General features: G+C 42.4%; 14 protein-coding genes. 10 read left to right on the forward strand and 4 right to left on the reverse strand.

The genetic code is table 11. The annotated features are described in order from the left end of the window. The first annotated feature begins 456 nt into the window (after nt 1–456). Entirely contained in the window at nt 457–1,203 is a 747-nt protein-coding gene (locus BMX56_RS28630) for a YoaK family protein (protein ID WP_090653151.1), read from the forward strand. Nucleotides 1,204–1,233: 30 nt separating this feature from the next. After that, nucleotides 1,234–1,896 carry a carbonate dehydratase gene (gene can, locus BMX56_RS28635; RefSeq protein WP_090653152.1) on the forward strand — a complete coding sequence of 221 codons (663 nt, stop codon included), beginning with the start codon at nt 1,234–1,236 and terminating at the stop codon, nt 1,894–1,896. Between the two features lie 181 nt (nt 1,897–2,077). Here the strand turns inward: can and BMX56_RS28640 are convergent, their stop codons facing one another. The 4 genes from BMX56_RS28640 to BMX56_RS28655 form a co-directional block, all read right to left on the reverse strand. Next, nucleotides 2,078–2,776, reverse strand: a complete 699-nt coding sequence (locus tag BMX56_RS28640; RefSeq protein WP_177183955.1) for a head GIN domain-containing protein — start codon at nt 2,774–2,776, stop codon at nt 2,078–2,080. A gap of 98 nt (nt 2,777–2,874) precedes the next feature. Continuing rightward, a complete protein-coding gene (locus BMX56_RS28645; protein ID WP_090653154.1) occupies nt 2,875–4,002 on the reverse strand; it encodes an efflux RND transporter periplasmic adaptor subunit in 1,128 nt (375 codons plus the stop codon). Next, nucleotides 3,995–7,240 (reverse strand): efflux RND transporter permease subunit, encoded by a 3,246-nt coding sequence (locus BMX56_RS28650; RefSeq protein WP_090653211.1) that lies wholly within the window; start codon nt 7,238–7,240, stop codon nt 3,995–3,997. Before BMX56_RS28650 ends, BMX56_RS28645 begins: the two co-directional genes overlap by 8 nt. 19 nt (nt 7,241–7,259) lie before the next feature. Continuing rightward, entirely contained in the window at nt 7,260–8,660 is a 1,401-nt protein-coding gene (locus BMX56_RS28655) for a TolC family protein (RefSeq protein WP_090653155.1), read from the reverse strand. A gap of 91 nt (nt 8,661–8,751) precedes the next feature. Between BMX56_RS28655 and BMX56_RS28660 the strand changes: the two genes are divergently transcribed. The 8 genes from BMX56_RS28660 to BMX56_RS28695 all read left to right on the forward strand — a co-directional run bounded on the left by BMX56_RS28660 (nt 8,752) and on the right by BMX56_RS28695 (nt 15,979). Beyond that, entirely contained in the window at nt 8,752–9,699 is a 948-nt protein-coding gene (locus BMX56_RS28660) for a LysR family transcriptional regulator (protein ID WP_090653156.1), read from the forward strand. Nucleotides 9,700–9,918: 219 nt separating this feature from the next. Next, nucleotides 9,919–11,400, forward strand: coding sequence for a tetratricopeptide repeat protein (locus BMX56_RS28665; protein WP_090653157.1), 1,482 nt, complete (start codon nt 9,919–9,921; stop codon nt 11,398–11,400). 471 nt (nt 11,401–11,871) lie between these two features. Beyond that, a complete protein-coding gene (locus BMX56_RS28670; RefSeq protein ID WP_090653158.1) occupies nt 11,872–12,594 on the forward strand; it encodes an SDR family oxidoreductase in 723 nt (240 codons plus the stop codon). Next, complete coding sequence (locus tag BMX56_RS28675) at nt 12,578–13,153, forward strand: hypothetical protein (RefSeq protein WP_255369950.1); 576 nt, start codon at nt 12,578–12,580, stop codon at nt 13,151–13,153. Before BMX56_RS28670 ends, BMX56_RS28675 begins: the two co-directional genes overlap by 17 nt. 17 nt (nt 13,154–13,170) lie before the next feature. Then, nucleotides 13,171–13,431 carry an acyl carrier protein gene (locus BMX56_RS28680; protein ID WP_090653159.1) on the forward strand — a complete coding sequence of 87 codons (261 nt, stop codon included), beginning with the start codon at nt 13,171–13,173 and terminating at the stop codon, nt 13,429–13,431. Between the two features lies 1 nt (nt 13,432). After that, nucleotides 13,433–14,779: a beta-ketoacyl-[acyl-carrier-protein] synthase family protein gene (locus tag BMX56_RS28685; protein ID WP_255369951.1), complete on the forward strand. Its 1,347-nt coding sequence runs from the start codon at nt 13,433–13,435 to the stop codon at nt 14,777–14,779. Beyond that, nucleotides 14,776–15,588 carry an enoyl-ACP reductase FabI gene (locus BMX56_RS28690; RefSeq protein WP_090653161.1) on the forward strand — a complete coding sequence of 271 codons (813 nt, stop codon included), beginning with the start codon at nt 14,776–14,778 and terminating at the stop codon, nt 15,586–15,588. The genes BMX56_RS28685 and BMX56_RS28690 overlap by 4 nt, the downstream gene beginning before the upstream one ends. Then, a complete protein-coding gene (locus BMX56_RS28695; RefSeq protein ID WP_255369952.1) occupies nt 15,578–15,979 on the forward strand; it encodes a holo-ACP synthase in 402 nt (133 codons plus the stop codon). The genes BMX56_RS28690 and BMX56_RS28695 overlap by 11 nt, the downstream gene beginning before the upstream one ends.

A 15,979-nucleotide genomic window follows, 5' to 3' on the forward strand; every position in this document is an offset into this window, starting at 1 on the left:
CAGCATGATCCTGAGTTGAAGGGCTATGCAGAAAGTAAACTAAAACATAAAGAATATGGGCTGGTATTAAACAACGTGAAATTCAAGCTAATCCTACGGATGTTTTCGTTAGTAAAGAGGCAGGAAATGTATGTGGAAAACTACCGGAGATCAGCCTGAAAAAACTTATTTTTAATTAAATTTGGAATTGTTGGAAACCTAGAATACGAACGAATCGGGGTGGCATCGAGCACTGGCGTGAGGAGAAATCTTATACGCCCTGCATAACACTAAGCTTATCAGAATGTAAGGCATATAAGATTTCTCCTCGTACCTCGTTCGAAATGACATTTTTTTCGTCTTAAGATGTGTGCAAAACTACAGTCCTTAGATGAGGCTACTTCTTTTACCTGTAGTTTTCGTAATCCAATAAATTTTACACTATTTTTAACCGTTGCTTATAAACAACGGCTACCTATGCTAAGGCAATCAAAAGAAGAACGCACACTTAAACAAAATTTATTGCTGGCGTCGTCAACAGCTTTTGTCTCGGGTGTTACCAACGTGGCCGGTATGGTTGCGTTTTTGGCCTTTACATCCAACATTACCGGCCATGTGGCTAACCTGGCCAAACATATTGTGGAGCAAAACTTCAGAGAGATCATCGTATTTGTAATTTGGCTGCTGCTGTTTTTTGCCGGTGCCTTTTTATCTAACTTTATTGTGCGTTCGCTGGAGTATAAGAGCAGGTACAAGGCGCATTCTACACCAATAATTATCGAGATCGTTTTGCTCTTATTCGTGGCTATTTACGGGCATAATTTTTATAAAGAGACTGACCTGGAACGCGAAATAGTTATAGGTGTTATTATCTTTTGTATGGGCTTGCAAAATAGCCTGGTGTCTACCATATCGGGCGGGTTGATAAAATCTACCCATTTAACCGGCTTGTTTACCGACCTCGGGGGCGATGTTTCAGAATGGGTACATCCTAATGTAGAGAAAACAACGGTTATCCGAAATAAGATTATCGTTCGGCTAACGGTGCTTTCTTTTTATTTTATCGGGGCCATTGCCGGCGGATTTTTATTTAATCTGTACGATTTTGCAATTTTTTACTTCATTCCATTAATTTTGCTTACGATATTATATTATGATTTATCGCCCGTTGCGCTGCACAAAATAACCCGTTTGTTTTGGGCCGATAAAGGCAGATCGATATAAAAACTATCTAACAATAATCTACGAAAAACTATGTGTGCCAAAAAATTAATACACGACACAAGCCATATTACTTACGAAAGCCTTTTAGAAGGTAACGAGCAATTTATTGCCGATGCTTTGGCCGAAGATCCTGACTATTTTAAAAAATTGGCCAACGGCCAAACACCGCCGGTACTTTGGATAGGTTGCGCTGATAGCCGGGTACCTGCAAACCAGATTACTAATACATCGCCGGGCGAAATATTTGTACACCGTAACATTGCCAATATGGTGATACACTCGGATATGAATATGTTATCGGTATTGGATTATGCGGTAAATGTGTTGAAAGTAAAACACGTTATTGTAACAGGCCATTACGGTTGCGGAGGTGTTATTGCCGCTATGAGTAATCACGAATTTGGTTTGATAGATAACTGGCTGCGCCACATTAAAGACGTTTACCGCCTGCACGCCGAGGAACTTGACGCGATTGAAAATGAGCAGGAACGTACCAATCGCCTGGTTGAATTAAATGTGGTTGAAAACGTTTATAACCTTTGCAAAACATCAATAGTGCAAAATGCCTGGAAACAGGGACAGCCGCTGGCCGTGCACGGCTGGGTATACAGCATAAGCACCGGAAAAATTAAAGATATGAAAGTGAGCACCAGCGATAACGCCAACCTGGGCGATGTTTTTAAGTTTGAATAATATTATAGCTGCTACAAAATAACTTTAAACGGAAAGGGCTGTCGCAAATGTGACAGCCCTTTCCGTTTAAAAATAAATGATATACTTTTTTGTGCTATGTTAATCCAGTATTGACGTATAATGTGAAGTTAAAGGAAAAAATTTGACTTTTGACTCAATACTTAGCACTATTAACTTAACATTAGTCTACTTTACTCACTCTACCCGACCCCATATATTTCGTTTCGCCGGTTGTGGCGTTGCCCGAGTATAAAACACTGCCCGAGCCTGCTATACGTGCCGACACAGTTTTATTGGCGATGATATTAACACTGCCCGAACCTGCAATCCTGGCTTCTACGGTTTCAGTTTTCAGTTCTTTGCCATTTACCTCGCCAGAACCTGCTATGTTTACATCGGCCATGCCGGTGCTTCCTTTAATATCGATAGAACCAGAACCGCTTAAACGTAAATCGAGTGTTGACGACTTAACCGCGGTTTTAACATTGCCCGAACCGCTCAATGCTACTTTGGCGTTATCGCCGGTTAATACGCCATCTACGGTTGCATTACCCGATCCGCTGTTGGCCAAATATTTTAGCGTTTTGGCTGTAATATAAATATTGGCGCGTTTAATATTGTTGTGCTTATTCCAATGATCTTTAAATTCAACCTTTAGTACTCCGTTTTCTACTTCGGTTTTAATATCGTTCACTACATCGGCATCTACATCAAGCTTAATGCTTTCTGTGCCGTCAATTTTTATAAACACATTGAACGGGCCACCGCAGGCAATACCTGTATAGCCCGATACATTTCGTGTAACCACTTGCGCTGATGCATTAACAGCTATGAAAGCGGTAAGCAGCAATGCCATTCCAGAGAAGATAAGTTTTTTCATGATCATCTTTTTTGTTTATAAGACGCAGCAGGAAACAAAAACGTTGCATGTTTTTATTGGCTGCCATTAACCACTCACCTCTCTCTACTCACCACTCACTATTTCTCCTTCACGTTGCTTCCGTTCCTTATTTCATCGCTGGCAACTTTTACCAGTTTATCCCCGGGTTTAAGATCGCCAAATATCTCCATCATATCGCCCGAGGTAAGGCCTTTTTTTACATCAACCCACTGGGCTTTATTGTTTACCACTTTTATTACAAATACTTTTTCTGTCGAGGTTGCAACTGCTGTTTTGGCTACCACAAAAGTGCTGTCGCCATCAGGCAGCGGAACGTTAACTTCGGCAAACATATGCGGCAGTAGCTTTTTGCTTTTGTTGTAAACATCCATTTCCAAACGCTCGGCTCTTAGCTTTTCATCAAGCGCGCCGGCCATTCGTTTTACCTGGGCAGTGAATTTTTCATTGGGTAAAGCTTTTATGGTAAAATTTACTTCGCTTTTATTGCTTAATGACCCGGTGTAGTTTTCGGGTACCGATACCACCAAACGCAGCCTGTTTTGATCCTGTAAAGTAAACAATGGATCAGATCCTTTACCACCGGGGCCTACATAAGCACCCAGGTTTACATTACGGCTGGTTATAACGCCATCAAAAGGGGCCCTTATCTCCAGGTAAGCCAGATTTGCTGATACTTCTTTTAAGGCAGATTTGGCAGCTTCTACGTTAGCCATATCCGCGTTCTTTTTAGCTTCGGCCTGTTCCAGGTCGTTAAGCGAAATAGTTCCTGGGGTTTTGCTGGTGCTTACCAACCTGTCGTAAGTTGCTTTGCTGGCATAATAAACGGCCTCATATTGCTTAATGCGCGATTGCGCACCTGCAAGTTGTGAGTTTATTTCGGGCGCCTCTAACACCACCAGCAACTGACCTGCATGTACTTCAGACCCTATATCAACTAAAAGTTTTTTAACGTAACTGTTAACTTTTGCATAAAGATCCACCTGCTGGTAAGGGATCAGTTCGCCGGGGATGGAAATGCTGCTGCTTAATTTACCTTTGGCTACAGTCACCAGTTCAACGGTTGGTGTTTCGGCAGCTGCCTGCGTTTGCTCTTCAGCCTGCTGGTCCTGTTTTTCCTTATCATCAGAGTGGCAAGCACTTAATGAGCTTAAAGCAATAGCAAAAGCGGCAAGGATAAGTATCGGTTTATTTTTAAATTTATTCATGATGATGTAAAGGGACATAAAATTTACTTTCTTTATCTTCTGGGTCTAACGAAACGGATTGGGTTGTGGCATCGGCTTGTACCCAGGCAAAAACCAGGGGTAACACCAGTAAAGCTGCAAAGGTTGAGGCTATAAGCCCGCCAATAACGGCACGGCCTAATGGCGATGTTTGATCGCCCCCTTCGCCCAGGCCCGATGCCATGGGCACCATCCCTACAATCATGGCCAAACTGGTCATTAAAATAGGGCGTAAACGTAGGGCAACTGCTTCGCGGGCTGATTTTAATGCATCGCCATTATGCTTGCGTAATTCTTCGGCGTTGGTTATCAGCAATACCGCGTTGGAGATGGATACACCTACCGACATGATCATACCCATGTACGATTGCAGGTTGAGCGTTGATCCCATTATTTTTACTAAAAACAATGATCCAAACAACACCGCCGGTACTGTTGATAATACGACCAATGACATTTTAAACGACTGAAAGTTAGCAGCCAGCATCAGGAATATTACCAGGATGGCCACTATCAAGCCCGATTGCAGGCTATCCAGCGTAGCTGTTAGTGTTTGGCTCATACCGCGCATTTCAATAGTTAAACCGCGGGGCGGTTTCCCTAAAGCGTCAATTGCCTTTTGTACATCGGTTGTTGCGGTACCCAGGTCTTTATTGTATAAGTTGGCCGTTACCGATAGGGTAGGGATAGCGCCAATATTATCGTTTTCGCCATTGGTAACCCCAGTTTTAATATCGGCAACGTCGCCAAGTACCGGGCGGGCCTGGTTGGCCAGTACGGGTATCTCGCGCACATCGTTCAGGCTGCTCATTTGGTACTCTGGCACCTGTACCTGTACCAGGTAGCTTAGGCCCGCCTTTTCATCAATCCAGTTGTTTTTTTCGGTAAACCTTGATGATGATGTAGAAGCTACTAACGATCGGGAAATGTCGTTGAGCCCAACACCCAATTGTGCAGCACGCTGCCTGTCGATATTGATATCGATGGTAGGGTAATTAAATGACTGCCCTATTTGGGCATCGCGCAGGTATTTGATATCCTTAAGCTTATCTAAAATTTTAAAGGCATATTCCTGGTTTTGCTTTTTGTTTTTGCCGGATAAGGCAATTTCGATAGGCGTAGGCGAGCCCTGGCTTAAAATTTTATCAGTAAGTTCTATCGGCTCGAAAGATAGTTTTACCCCCGGTATTTGTTTAGCAACCTGGTAGCGTATTTTTTCTTTCAGGTCATCAAGGTTTACTTTGTAATCCTCGGTTAAGCTTATCTGCATAACTGCTTCCTGCGGGCCGGCCATGAACAGGTATATCGGGTTGGTTGAGAATGACGACGGGTGCGAGCCAACGAATGTTGAGGTGATGGCAATGTGGTTTTTGCCCACAATGTCGCCCAATATATGCTGGGCTTTAACCGCTATAATCTCGGTACGTTCAAGCCTTGTACCATCCGGCGCACGTAAACGCACCTGGAATGTGCCGGAGTTTACTTTAGGCAGTACATCGCGCCCAATGATGTTAAACAGTAAAAAAGCCAAGGCGAATGCACCTATCACATATGCGGTTACAATAAGCTTGCGGGCCGGCAGCATACGGTCCATCAGGCGCATAAAACTTTCCCTGAACTTGTCAAACCTGGTAGCCTTTTCGCTGTGATGCTCTAACGCAAGCTTCATCGCTTTTTCTTTTTGCTCCCATGGTTCGCCTTCATCCTCCAACGCGAAGCCGTCGGGATGGCTATGGTCTTCGTGCTTGTTCACCATAATCCAGTTGGCCATGATGGGTACAAACGTTTGGGCCAAAAAGTAAGAAATGATCATGGAGAAACCGATGGCTAATGCCAATGGCAGAAATAAAGCGCCTGGGATACCCGTCATGGTAAAGGCCGGTGCAAACACCGCCAGGATACAAAAAAGGATCAATAATTTGGGGAAAGCAATCTCCTTACAGGCATCCCAGATAGCCAATGCCTTGGGTTTGCCCATATCAAAGTGCTGGTGAATATTTTCGATAGTCACCGTTGATTCATCCACCAGGATCCCGATAGCCAGCGATAGTCCGCTCAGCGTCATGATATTGATGGTTTGATGGAACAGCGAAAGGAAGAATATTGCCGAGATAATACAGGTTGGGATAGTTAATATTACAATTAACGCCCCGCGCCTGTCGCCCAGGAACAGCAATACCATTAAGCCGGTAAGTACCGCGCCAATAGCACCTTCCTCGGCCAAACTCTTAACAGCGTTTATCACGTAAATCGATTGATCGAACACAAAAGACAGCTTTACATCCGGTGGTACCAGGGCCTGGAATCGTGGTAATGCCTTCTTTAAATTCTGCACTACCTCCCAGGTTGATGCCGTGGCCGATTTGGTAATAGGCAGGTAAACAGATCGCTTGCCGTTGATAAGCGCGTAACCGTTGGTAATATCAGCCCCATCCTCAATGGTGGCCACATCGCGCATAAATACAGTTTGGATGCCGTTTTTATACAGCGGGATATCCCCAAAATCCTTTACATTTTTAATGGTGGTATTTGATGGCGCCAGGTAATTATAATCGCCTATACGCACGTTACCCGCCGGGGTATTCTGGTTGTTTTCGCGCAGGGCTGCAACAATCTGGTCGGGTGTTAAATTGTGGGTCCTTAACGCGGTCGGATCTATTTTAATCAAAATGGTGCGCTGGTTACCTCCAAAGGGCGCAGGTGCAACCAAACCCGGTATTGAGGTAAACGACGAGCGGATATAAACCGAAGCATAATCAAGCAATTCATTATTGGTACGAGTGGCGCTGCTTAATACCAGCTGGCCAACCGGCAGGGTAGAGGCATCAAACCTGAGGATGAACGGTGGTTGCGACCCCTGCGGGAACGCCGACTGCGCCCTGTTGGTGTACGCCGTGACCTCCGCCGCGGCCTGTGCCATGTTGGTACCTTCGTAAAAAGTAACTTTTATTAGTGTTAAGCCTTGTATGTTTTTTGTTTCGATGCTTTTTACACCCGATACAAATAGCAGCAAGTTAACATATTGCTTACCAAAGTAAGCCTCCATTTGGTTTGGGGTAAAACCACCGTATGGGTGAGATACATAGATAACCGGCAGGTTCAAATCCGGAAAAATGTCGATCTTGATAGTACGCACCGCATTTATCCCGAAAAAAAACAACCCGGCTACTATAACCAATATGGTAATTGGTTTTTGAAGCGCCCCTTTTATCATTCCCATTATATAATGTGTATCAGTTTTAAAAATTATTAATGAATAAGCCAAAATCGCCGGTGGCGGCTGCTTTGTAAAGCAATGCCTGCCAAACGTTGTTAGATGCTATGTACTTATCAACTTCGGCACGGTTTAGTGTGTAAAGTGCCTGTGTAAAATCAACAATGTTCGATAGCCCGTTTTTGTACAGGGCGTATTTTTGGGTATAGGCATCGCTGGCTGCTTTTACTTCAACAGGTACTTCGTTGTAGTTTTTAAGGGCGTTGCTGATGCGGGTTTCGGCCAATGATTGTTGGGCCTGTAGCTGCTGGGCTACCAGGTCATAATCATTTTTATATTGTGCCGATGTGAATTTTTGCGATTGTACCTGGTAATGCGTCCTGAAAATAGTTGTAAAATTCCAAACCATAGCCACCCCAAACAGATAATTATAGCGGGTAGGATCTGCACCGGCGCCGTAGCTGCTGCTGAAGCTGTTTTGGTTGGTGCCATAATCGGAATTAAAGCCCGAGCCGCGGCCCTGGTAAACGCCAAACAGGCTAAAAGTTGGCAAGGCAAACGTTTTGAGGTATTTGGTCTGCTCATCGCTTACGCCTATCCGGTTTTGGTAATAACGCAAAGTAGGATGATCTGTAACAGCAACCGCGCTTTGCGCGGCCAGGGTTGTTGGCGCTTTGGTAATAAAGGCGCTATCCAGTTCAAACTCCTGCGCCGGGATACCTAAGTAAACTGATAGCTGGTTGCTTTGATCCTGTACTGTTTGCCGGGTGTTGGTTAAAGCTATGCGGGCGTTTGATACTTCGGCGTTAGCCAACGATGAATCAACACCGGCATTAAGGCCGTTTTTTACACGGGCGGTAACTACTTTTTGCAATTCGATAGCCCGGCTAAGGTTATCTTCCTGCGCTTTTTGCAACTGCTGGGCGGCTAATAAGTTAAGATAGGTACTCGCAACGCGTATCTGGTGCTGAAAAGTTTCCTGGGTCAGGTCGGCCTGTTCACGGTTAACCACTTGGCTTTGCACCTTAACTTTTTCCTTCGCTTTGCCAAAGCTGAAAAAATCCCAGCTTACGTTGCTTAGGTAGAGGGAGCCAAATGCCGAATTCCAGTTCTGCTTAGGCAGTGCAGGGCCCGACGATGCCGCCGAAAGACCATGATAGCCATACAACGGGCCGTTTTGGCCATTGGCGGTTCCGTAGTCTTGCTGTGCCGAGATGCTTACATCCGGTAAATATTCTGTGCGTGTTTCTTTTAAATATGCCCTGGCAGCGTTTAACTGATTAGCTTTCGACTTGATGGTACCGTAATTAGCGAGCGCCATTTGTTCAGCATCTTTAATATTGAGAACCTTTTGCTGAGCCTGAGCCTGGATGACATAAAAAACACCTAAAAACAGAAGTAATTGTTTTGAAGGTATCTGTAACATTGTAGTGTAATTTGTACACGGCAAATGTAGATGTATCATATATATTAGAAAAATGAATTAATTTTGTCATAATCATTAGAAAAACTAATATATGAATATTGCACTGCATCATTTCCGTTTGGTTGATACAATTTCTAAAGAAGGATCGCTTACAAAAGCAGCCGCAACTTTGCATTTAACACAGTCGGCGCTGAGCCATCAGTTGAAGGAATTGGAGCGCGAAATGGATATTGAAGTTTTTCACCGGCAGGGTAAAAAACTCCATCTTAGCGAGCAGGGGTATCGCTTCCTGCGGAGCGCCGAAAAGATCCTGGCCGAGCTGAATTCGCTTGAAGAAGACATACAGAATTACAAGAACGGCAAGACAGGGAAACTTACCATCAGCATGCAATGTTACACGGCTTATCATTGGTTGCCGGGCATCATCAAATATTACAAAAACCGCTGGCCTGATATCAATATCCACATTTTATCGGATGCGACGCGCCGCCCGCTGGAGTATTTAATGCGCGGCGAACTGGATATTGGCATAGTGCGTACGCAGATGATAAATACCAAAATTGTATACGAGCCTATCTTTGAAGATCAGCTTGTGGCCGTAATTTGTACCGATCATCCGCTGGCAAAAAAGGACATTATCAGCGTATCGGATTTCCAGGACGAAGAACTCATTTTACCATTGTATGATCCATCATACCAGGACACGCCGGTGATTGAAGCCCTCATCCAGGCGCAGCAGGTAAAGCCCAAAACGTTGCACCGCATTCACTATACCGATGCTACTATCGAGATGGTGAACGCAGGCCTTGGCATCAGCGTTATGGCCGACTGGATTGTTAAACCATACCTCAATGGTCGCAACATTGTGACAAAACCCCTGCATCATACCATTGCCCAACGCACCTGGTATGCAGCAACTATCAAGCAAACACCTGCCATCCAAAACTTTTTGGAGTGCCTGAAAATGCATTTTTCAATAAATGGAGTGATAGGGAAACCGGCCGAAGAAGTATTGGCAGATATGGCCGAAGTGGTTTAATTACCGCTATGTTTGGAGTATGGTTTTAAGCGTTCTTTTTTCTATGCCTTTGTAAAACTATTTGATGATATTTTCCTTTACCTATTTGTATTGATAGCTACCTGGCAGGAGACAAAAAATAAACAACAAAGCTTAAAACTGCATTTAAACCTATAGCTTTGAAGCTAATCTATACTGACATGTTAAACAAAGCTAAAAGCTGGTCGTTACCTTTTTAAAATGTTTTATAAATCTGTTTTACTACTATCGTTCTTATTAGGTTTTCAATTGTCTGTACAGGCAAATTTTGTATTCAATAACAATTCAATAGCGGCTTATAAAGCCATATATGAGTTAAAATTTAATGATGCTAAAAAGTATATCCAGGACGAAAAACTAAGAAATCCGCAAAATGGCATTACAGTTTTGCTTGATAATTACGCCGATTATTTACACCTGCTTACTTCAGAAAATAAAAGCGAATATGAAAAATTAAAAGACCTGAAGTCGGACAGGATTGATGTCATAAAAGATAACGACGAAAATTCACCTTATTATTTGTTTGCCCAGGCCGAGATCTATCTTCAATGGGGAATGTTAAAAGCCAAATTTGGCGATTTTACGGCCTCTACCCTTGATTTAAACAAGGCCAAAAACCTGCTGAACGAAAACAACAAGAAATACAAAGATTTTTTACCCAACCAAAAAAGCCTGGCTTTACTGGATGTGATCTTTGGAGCCATTCCATCTAACTTAAGAGGAATAGCGAATTTTTTCGGCATTCGGGGCGATATCGCAAGCGGGTATAAACAGCTGGAAAAATTCAGGGCCCAGATAGCAGGTTCGCCCTATAGTTATTATAATGATGAGGCTGTTTTTTTGATATGCTTTACTGATATAGATGTATTACACAGCCGGAACAACTATGCACACCTGGCACAGCTGTTAGATGGGATGAATGATAAAAGCCTTTTGAAAGCTTATTTGCAAGGCTATGTTGCCTATAAAACCGGGCATAATGACGAGGCTATCAATTACCTTCAAAACGCACCAAAATCAAACCTGTATCCGGCCTTGCCGGCAATAAGTTATTTATTAGGTAATGCAAAATTATGCCGTATGGATACCGATGCCAATATTTACTTATTAAAGTTTTTAAAAGATACCAGGGGGATCAATTATATTAAAGACTCCTACCAAAAACTGGCCTACTATTATCTTTTGAGGAATGATTTAAACAATTATAACAATTATATAAAGCTGACACGTACCAAAGGTTACACCACCGACGAAAAAGACAAACAGGCTTTAAAGGAAGCCAATGATGTTAAACCCGATCTGGAGCTTTTAAAAGCAAGGCTGTATTTTGATGGCGGCTATTATAACAATGCATTGGCGCAATTAAAATCGAAACAGGTAAACGATCTTAAAAACATAAGGGATAAAATTGAGCTTTATTACAGGTTTGGACGTACCTATGACCGTATGAATGTTTTCAATGATGCTTTAACCAACTACCAAAAGGCAATTAACATTGGCAAAAAAGAAACCTATTATTATGCGGCCAATTCGGCATTGTTCTCCGGTGTTATTTACGAACAGAAAAAGGATTATAAAAAAGCTGCCGACTATTACAACCAGGCCCTGCAGATGAAGAACCATGAATATCAAAACAGCATAGATACCCAGGCAAAAGAAGGCCTGAACAGGATAAAACAATAATAGAATCAAGAAATAAGAATCAAGAAAAGTATTGATAATCTGTGCGATCATAAAAGCTACTAGTATACAGGCTTTTTAAATGCAGCCAGGTAAAAAGAGCTTGCTTATCAGCTTTTCAAATTATCGAAATAAAGATAAATACATAGTATGTATTAGCATATAACCTGCTAATAGCCAGTTCGCAATATTTGTCTTGATTCTTGACTCTTGATTCCTGGCTCTTATTTAAATCGAAGTACAGTTTATTATTTTAATGGTAAATCGGGCCAAACAGTTTATAGAATTGCAATTTAAAACTTACATTTGAAATACATATTCACTATTGAGTATAATAATGTATTGGTAAGTTATTGTTCCTAACCACAATTGAGGTTACGTTAATTTAATCATCTATGGGTTAACGTAATACAAGCATTGAAAATACATCTACCTAAATAACTTTTAATTGATACGTAAAAAATCGTTTAACAAATGGTTGAAAAAAAGATATTGATAACCGGAGCAAGCAGGGGTTTGGGCCTGGCAATATCAAAAATACTTTCAAAAGAATATACTTTAATATTACATGCTACCCGCAAAGAAAGTTTTACCCATATTGAGCCCGGAAGCCATTTACTTTGTGCCGATCTGAACGATAGGCAGGAGCTTAATGAGTTTTGTAACCGCTTAAAAAAAGAGCATGGGGATACCTTGGTAGCCGTAATTAATAATGCGGGCATAACGTTAGACAAATCTTTAATTTACCAGCCCGAAAATGATATTGACAGGATACTGCAGGTAAACCTTAAAGCCCCTGTCATGATCTGTAAGGCTGCAATGAAAATTTTCACTTTAAAAAAACGGGGTGTAATTATCAATGTAAGTTCGGTTGTTGGCGAAACGGGCAATGCGTTCCAGGCTGTTTATGCGGCCACAAAAGCAGGTTTGATAGCGTTTTCAAAATCGTTGGCCAAAGAAGTGGCAGCGCTTAATCAAGAGCATGCAATAAGGATACTCAGCATTTCGCCGGGTTTTATTGAAACAGATATGACTGACCGGATCCCGGAAGCCGAAAAGCAAAAATTCCTTACAGCTATACCGGCTAACCGCTTTGGCAGCGTAAATGAAGTGGCAGAAGTAGTGGCTTTCCTGGTTTCAGACAAAGCATCTTATATAAACGGAACTAACATACATATTAATGGCGGGTTATTATGATCAGGGAGTACTGATACACAATTTATGTGATTCGGACCCGAAGGATGTACTGGTTAACCACGGACCAACAAAGTTGCTGATTGATAATTATCACTGGCATTCGCCAAATGTAGGTATTGTTGCAAGCTACACCCCGAAGGATCGGGATGTGGAAGACCATTTTAATATTTTTAGAGGGGTTGACCAGATAGAAGCATTTGCACAGGCCACTTCCGGTTCATGCAGCGTATTTTTAGAATGCCAGAAATTGGCCTCTACTCCGGTAGAGTTATCCGAAAAATTCGTGCCCAGGTTTTTAAGTATTGGCCAGGTAAATTTTATAGGTTATTTAGAAAAGGGTGACACATTTATAAGTATCGGGAACATAAAATTTTATAAATTCAGGCAGATAGTTTGCGACGGAAGGATTTATAAATGTCCCACAGGCATTAACCTGGATAAGCATTTTGAAGATTTTACCGAAGAACGTTTGCTGGCATATGATATAGGGGCCGGTTTTACGCTTATTGCCGAATTTAATGACATAACAGGAAGATCAATTAAAAAAGAATTAATTTAACAGCAATTAAAATATTAATGGAAAGACAAGAAATTATTGATGGTTTGGTAGAGATACTTAAAACCGTAAGAACAATAAATCCGGATAAATTGGTGGGCGTAACAGAAGAAACTGATTTTATAAAAGATCTGAACACCCCATCAACAGAGATGATAAATATTGTGGCTAAAACCGAGCAGAAGTTTGATGTTGAGTTTGAAGACGATGACATTGATGATTTAGGGTCGCAGGTTAAAGATATTGTTGATCTGATATTGAAGTCAAAAGAAAAAGATTAATATGAAAGGCAGGAAAGTAGCGGTTGTAGGAATGGGCGGAGCTTTCCCTGCCTGTGAAAATCTGGACGATTTTAGCCGGAAGATATTTGCAGATCAAAGCCTGATCAGGTCATGGGACCAGGCGTTGGCCTATGGCAAAAATATCCGGTCGTCTGTATCTGGTTATATAACAGAACAGGAGATGAATATTGATGTGATATATTCATCATTAGCCGCAAACTACCCGGAAACCTATGTTGATAATTTGGACAGGATACCGCCTGCCAATTTAGCCACTGCCGATGTTGGGAGTATCTGGGCGATGCTGGCCACCTTAGATGCCATAAAAATGGCCGGATGGTCGGACGCAGAAACCCAGTCAGAGCAAACCGGTGTGGTTATAGGCTCTGGTGGAGCTGGCAACGTTATTTTACGCAACGCCTGGCATAATTTTTATGAACTGGGTAAAAAAACACGCCTAAGCGGAGGACACACTGTTGACCGTACCATGGTTTTTCGCGAAGCCGCCAATGTATCTATACTCATAAAAAATAAAGGCGTTTGCGAAGCTATCGGGTCGGCCTGTGCAACCGGGCTTGGTAATATAGGTTACGCGTACCGTTTAATTAAATTTGGTTTACAGGACAGGGTTATTGCCGGCGGGGTTGAAGGTACATCGTTAGAAACCTTTATTGGTTTTGATGGTATGCAGGTGCTGAGCAAAGGCTTTAGTCCCGAAGAAAGTTCCCGCCCTTTTGACATAAACAGGAACGGGTTCGTATGCTCATTTGGCGCAGGGATAGTAGCACTTGAAGAATATGAACAGGCTATAGCCAGGGGTGCTGAGATATTAGGTGTAATTGATGAGTATTTTAATAACTCTGATGGCGATGGTGATATGTTTTTTCCATCCTTTGCCGGCCAGAAACGCTTATGGAAAGGTTTGCTTTCTGAGTCGGAAGGTAAACCGGATGTTGTAAAGGTACATGGCACTTCCACACCGGCAGGCGATGCCATTGAACTGTTAAGCGTAGTAGATGTTTTAGGTGAGGATGGCTATCATATTTCGGCGCCAAAATCGCAATTCGGGCACATGTTGGGCGCCGCGGGGGGAGTTGAGTTTATTACGGCTTTGCTGATGCTTAAAGAGCAGAAAGTTTTGCCTTGCTTAAATTCGGTACAACTTAATCCCGAACTGGAAAGTTACCAGAAAACAAGCCAATGGACCGGCCCAACCAAACCTTTGGAAGCTTACCGGAACCTTATTCCACAAAAAAGCTTTTCAAAAGAAATTAACAGTATTGTTTGCCTTAATTACGGGTTTGGCGGTACAAACAGCGCTTTAAAAGTATCGAAGCATAACATATGATTAGTAACAACAATAAAGTTGCCGTTATATTTGGTGTAAGGAACGATAGCTCCATAGCTTATGATGTTGCCTTAAAACTAAATCAATCTGGTTGCAGGCTTGCCCTTAGCTATGTTGAGGATACTAAGGACGATGTACTTTACCTGATGGAAAGGCTGAATATTGATACCCGCTTTGCCAAACAGGTTGATGTAAGGAATGAAGAACAAATTACAACGTTTTTAAATTTTGTACACCAGGAATTAGGCCCCATTGACTATATACTGCATGCCGTAGCTTTTGGCAATCAAAAAGTGATGTGTTCCTCCTTGCCGGGTAGTAAAGAGCCTGCACCATCATATATCGATATCCCGTTTGAAGACCTGATGGATTCCTTCAATATCAGCGCCTATTCGCTGTTAAGAATAGCGCGGGTGGCCGAAAACCTGCTGCAAAAAAATGCATCTATCCTAACACTTACTTATAATGCCGGAAGCAGGGTGTTCCCCGAATATGCGGGTATGGCCATTAACAAAGCAGCCCTTGAAACCATTGTATTATATCTTGCCAGTTATTTCAGGACCAAGCAGGTGAGGGTGAACGCAATTTCTGCCGGTTTGGTCATGACATCATCAGCAGGGGGCATAAACGGGATCCGTAAGATCAGGAAATTAGGAAAAATTACGGCGCCGTTAGGCAATATTGATGCGGGGGATGTTGGCGATACAGCATTGTATTACTTTTCGGATCTTTCAAAAAAGGTAACCGGAAATATTCATTTTGTTGATGGCGGCTTTAATATAATGGCAATACCCGTAGATGGAGCATAAAATAGAGTCATCGGTCAAGGAATTAACAGCCTTGCAGCGATTTGCAGTGGGCAACGACCTGGTATGTTTAGCCGATTTTAAAACTTCTTTAACCGACTTGTTTAAAAATAAAGTTTATACCGCTGCCGAGATTGACTACTGCGATAGTTTTAGCGATCCAATTCTCCGTTACGCATCTACCTGGGCAGCCAAAGAGGCCGTTTACAAGGCGGTTAAGCAAATTGACCCGGCACCTTTAAGCTGGAAAAAAATAGAAATTATCAGGACAAAAGCTTCCGGTCGCCCGCATGTGGTTTTACAACCTAATCTTAAATGTTACCAGGTAAGCCTTACCATATCGCACGATGGCGACTATGCCTGGGCTTTGGCCTTAATTGATAAAATAGCTTAA

Source organism: Mucilaginibacter sp. OK283 (assembly GCF_900110415.1).
Taxonomy (GTDB): domain Bacteria; phylum Bacteroidota; class Bacteroidia; order Sphingobacteriales; family Sphingobacteriaceae; genus Mucilaginibacter.

Coding starts and splice junctions, on each gene's coding strand:
- BMX56_RS28630 (WP_090653151.1), top strand. CDS start 457: ATGCTAAGGCAATCAAAAGAAGAACGCACACTTAAACAAAATTTATTG.
- can (WP_090653152.1), top strand. CDS start 1,234: ATGTGTGCCAAAAAATTAATACACGACACAAGCCATATTACTTACGAA.
- BMX56_RS28640 (WP_177183955.1), bottom strand. CDS start 2,776: ATGAAAAAACTTATCTTCTCTGGAATGGCATTGCTGCTTACCGCTTTC.
- BMX56_RS28645 (WP_090653154.1), bottom strand. CDS start 4,002: ATGAATAAATTTAAAAATAAACCGATACTTATCCTTGCCGCTTTTGCT.
- BMX56_RS28650 (WP_090653211.1), bottom strand. CDS start 7,240: ATGGGAATGATAAAAGGGGCGCTTCAAAAACCAATTACCATATTGGTT.
- BMX56_RS28655 (WP_090653155.1), bottom strand. CDS start 8,660: ATGTTACAGATACCTTCAAAACAATTACTTCTGTTTTTAGGTGTTTTT.
- BMX56_RS28660 (WP_090653156.1), top strand. CDS start 8,752: ATGAATATTGCACTGCATCATTTCCGTTTGGTTGATACAATTTCTAAA.
- BMX56_RS28665 (WP_090653157.1), top strand. CDS start 9,919: ATGTTTTATAAATCTGTTTTACTACTATCGTTCTTATTAGGTTTTCAA.
- BMX56_RS28670 (WP_090653158.1), top strand. CDS start 11,872: ATGGTTGAAAAAAAGATATTGATAACCGGAGCAAGCAGGGGTTTGGGC.
- BMX56_RS28675 (WP_255369950.1), top strand. CDS start 12,578: ATGGCGGGTTATTATGATCAGGGAGTACTGATACACAATTTATGTGAT.
- BMX56_RS28680 (WP_090653159.1), top strand. CDS start 13,171: ATGGAAAGACAAGAAATTATTGATGGTTTGGTAGAGATACTTAAAACC.
- BMX56_RS28685 (WP_255369951.1), top strand. CDS start 13,433: ATGAAAGGCAGGAAAGTAGCGGTTGTAGGAATGGGCGGAGCTTTCCCT.
- BMX56_RS28690 (WP_090653161.1), top strand. CDS start 14,776: ATGATTAGTAACAACAATAAAGTTGCCGTTATATTTGGTGTAAGGAAC.
- BMX56_RS28695 (WP_255369952.1), top strand. CDS start 15,578: ATGGAGCATAAAATAGAGTCATCGGTCAAGGAATTAACAGCCTTGCAG.